Below are 3,057 nucleotides of genomic sequence, written 5' to 3'. Positions count from 1 at the left end.
GGTGCAGGATGCCGCTGCCGGCGCGCGTGATCGAGCGCCGCGCCTGCATGCCCGGCTTCGGACTGAACAGGAAGGAGGCCACCGGCACATGCAGCACCCCGGCGATCATCAGCGCGACGTCGACCGTCAGCCGGGCCTTGCCGTTCTCCAGTTTCGACAATTGTGAAACCGAAAGACCGGAGCGTTCGCTGAGATCGCGCAGCGTGATGTTCTGCTCCTTGCGGGCATCGCGGATCTTGCTGCCCACATTGCCCTGCATCGTCCGCGCCCTTGGCTGTCGTGTTTCCAATTTGACAAGCTCTAGCCGGGCGGCCTTGGGGCGTCCAGCCTCTAGAACAATTCCAGGAAAAGTGTGCGGCGGTTTTCCCGGGAAAAGCCCATCGCGCTTTCCCTGGGGAATTGCGTCAAAACAAAGAGATAAAGCGGTTCGCCATTCGGCGAATCGCCTTAGACGGCTACGGCTGGCTTCGGCCATAGCGACATCGCGACGGTGGCAAAGACATCCTCCAAGGTGCGGCTGACGAGCTCGAATGTTTCCGGATCGGAAAGCAAGTCGTTGCGGACTTCGAGATAGAGGCAAGGCCTGCCCTGCTCCAGCCCGTGCCGGTTCAGCGTGTAGCCAACGGCCTGGCGCCAGTCATACGGCTCGTTGTCGCCGATCCTCAACCCGGCCTCGGCACCCCGCGCGCCAAGCGTTTTCAACACCGAGGTGACGAAGGGAGATGGCTCCCGCCACAGCACGCCGATGTCGACATTGCGCCTGACACCGCCCATCACCGGGGTGAAGGAATGCACAGAGATCAGCGCCTGCCGGCCCGCAGCGGCCTCGATAACAGCCTGTTCGACCGGTGCCCAGGCGATCATCTTGCGCAGCCTGACATCGACTGCATCGGGTGCGAGATTACCGGGCACCGGAATGCCGCCGAGGTCCGGGCGCATGAAATCCCATTCGCCGGCGGGCCTGTTGTAGTCGAGGAACAGCCGCGAATAATGAGCAACCACGGCCGGCGCTCGCAATGTCCGCGACAGCCGGCGCGTCAAGGCATCGATACCGATATCGACAGCGAAATGTGTGCCGAGATAGGGCGCTGCGAGGCCAAGGTCATGCCATGGCGCGGGCACCAGATTGCCCGCATGTTCGGCGATCAGCATATAGGGGCTTGCCGCCTCGATCCGCAGCCGCTCGACGCTGGCGGCGGCCAGCGCGGCGATTGCTCCATCATCAAGCCCTGCAAGGCTCGCGGCGTTCACCGGGCCACCTCTAGATCAGCCGATGACGGAGCGGACATGGTAGGCCTTCGCCGCTGTCGCCTCCGCCAGGCCGGCGCGGCCATTGGTGCGGCCGAGGCCGGAATTCTTGATGCCGCCCCAGGGCAGATGCAGGTCGGCGTGGTCGCAGCGGTTGAGATACACCGTGCCGGCCTCGACCTCGTCAAGCAGCGCCACGCCGCGATCGATATCCCGGGTCCAGATCGAGGCGCTGAGGCCGAAATCGCTGTCGTTCATCAGACGGATCGCCTCGTCATCGCTGCCGACGGACTGGATGCAGGCCACCGGCCCGAACAGCTCGTCGCGCATGATCTGCATGCTGTGGTCGACACCGACCAGCACTTCTGGCGCGACATAGGCGGCGCCGAGGCCAGAGGCCTTGAGCGTGCCGTCTCGCGGCATCAGGCGCCGGGCCCCTGCCCGCACCGCCTGCTCGGTGAGATCGCGGATCGTGTCGGCGGCACTCGCCCGCACCACCGGGCCAACCATCGGCTTCTCGTCAAAGGGATGTCCAATAGTCCATTTCGCCGTCTCGGCGACCAGCGCTTCGACGAAGCGGTCATGGATCGCCTTGTCGACATAGATGCGCTCGACCGAGCAGCAGGACTGGCCGGCATTGGAATAGGTGCCCTCGGCGATCTGCGGGATCGTTGCCTCGAGGTCGGCATCGGCGCGGACATAGGTCGGATCCTTGCCGCCGAGTTCGAGATGAACCTGCGTGAAGGTGCCCGCGGCGGCGGCATGGACGCGCCGGCCGCCATTGACCGAACCGATGAAATTCACCGCGTTGAAGGCGCCTGACGAGATCAAGCGCTCGGCATCGGCATGATCGAGATGCAAGCTCTGGAACACGCCCTCGGGGCCGCCGGCGGCACGGAAGGCCTCTTCCGCGAGTTCGGCAATCAGTGGCGTCTGCGGCGAATGCTTGAAGATCACCACATTACCGGCGGCGAGCGGCGCGGTCACAAGATAGCCGAGCATGGCGGTCGGATAGTTCCAGGCGCAGATCGACAGATGCAAGCCGCCCGCCACCGGCTTGGCATAGCGGCGGATGGTCTCATCCGAAGGATATGGCACATCGGCCAGCGCTTCCGGTGCGATGTCGGCAAGCAATTGTCCCACCAGCGCCAGGCGCGGCGTCTCGTCGGCCTGCCACAGCGGCCGGCCGATCTGCCACGCCACCATCTCGGCCAGCGGCATTGCCCGCGCCTTCATCTCCTCGCCGAAGCGCAGCAGGATCGCCAGCCTCTCGGCCAGCTTCGTCCGCCGCCAGGACGGCAGGGCTGCACGCGCCCGGGTCAGCGCTGCCTCGATGGTGGAACCGTCCGCATAAGAGCGCGTCGTATAGATCGAGTCGTCGACGGGAGAAGTCACGGAAAAGGTCCGCGCGCCGGAATGCAGGTTCATGCTGTTGAAATCCATCCGAGCTGAGGGGGCACTTTGGGTACGATATCGCGATTTTCCATTTTGGCAAATTTTTTCTAATACCGCTTGATGGATTTTTAGTCCGCCCCTATTGTCCTTTCGATCGGCATTTCGGCAGAAGCAGACGAGGGGTTCAGATGATCGCTTACGATTTCACCGGCAGGCATGCGGTCGTCGCCGGCGCAGGCGGCGGCATGGGCGAGGCGATCACGCTGGCGCTGCTCGATGCCGGCGCCTCCGTCACCGCCATCGACGTGAAGGCCCGGCCGGCCTCCCTCGCTTCTTACGACGACAGGCTCACCTTCGCGCAGGGCGACCTCACCGACGCCGCCTTTGTCGAACAGACGATCGGTACGGCGGGCC

4 protein-coding genes are annotated in these 3,057 nt (G+C 64.5%); 1 reads left to right on the top strand and 3 read right to left on the bottom strand.

Going from position 1 to position 3,057, the window contains the following annotated elements; all coding sequences use genetic code 11:
• From EN935_RS28850 to EN935_RS28840, 3 genes are all read right to left on the bottom strand, one after another.
• On the bottom strand, nt 1-259 hold a 259-nt coding region (locus tag EN935_RS28850), incomplete at its 3' end, for a helix-turn-helix transcriptional regulator (protein ID WP_164771404.1).
• Nucleotides 260-447: 188 nt separating this feature from the next.
• Nucleotides 448-1,251: an N-formylglutamate amidohydrolase gene (locus EN935_RS28845; RefSeq protein ID WP_109659475.1), complete on the bottom strand. Its 804-nt coding sequence runs from the start codon at nt 1,249-1,251 to the stop codon at nt 448-450.
• Between the two features lie 15 nt (nt 1,252-1,266).
• On the bottom strand, nt 1,267-2,676 hold the full coding sequence (locus tag EN935_RS28840; RefSeq protein ID WP_109661243.1) for an aldehyde dehydrogenase family protein: 1,410 nt from the start codon (nt 2,674-2,676) through the stop codon (nt 1,267-1,269).
• 155 nt (nt 2,677-2,831) lie between these two features.
• Here EN935_RS28840 and EN935_RS28835 point away from each other — a divergent pair.
• A partial coding sequence (locus tag EN935_RS28835; RefSeq protein ID WP_127373877.1) for an SDR family NAD(P)-dependent oxidoreductase occupies nt 2,832-3,057 on the top strand: 226 nt, incomplete at its 3' end.

Origin of the sequence: Mesorhizobium sp. M7D.F.Ca.US.004.03.1.1 (genome assembly GCF_003998635.1) — a bacterium.
In the GTDB taxonomy this organism is placed as follows: Bacteria; Pseudomonadota; Alphaproteobacteria; order Rhizobiales; family Rhizobiaceae; genus Mesorhizobium; species Mesorhizobium loti.
The sequence above is the reverse complement of the archived record's forward strand: the minus strand, read 5'-3'. Positions and strand labels throughout refer to the sequence as shown.

Excerpts from the sequence above, each read along its gene's own strand:
- EN935_RS28840 (WP_109661243.1), bottom strand. The coding sequence starts at position 2,676 with ATGAACCTGCATTCCGGCGCGCGGACCTTTTCCGTGACTTCTCCCGTC.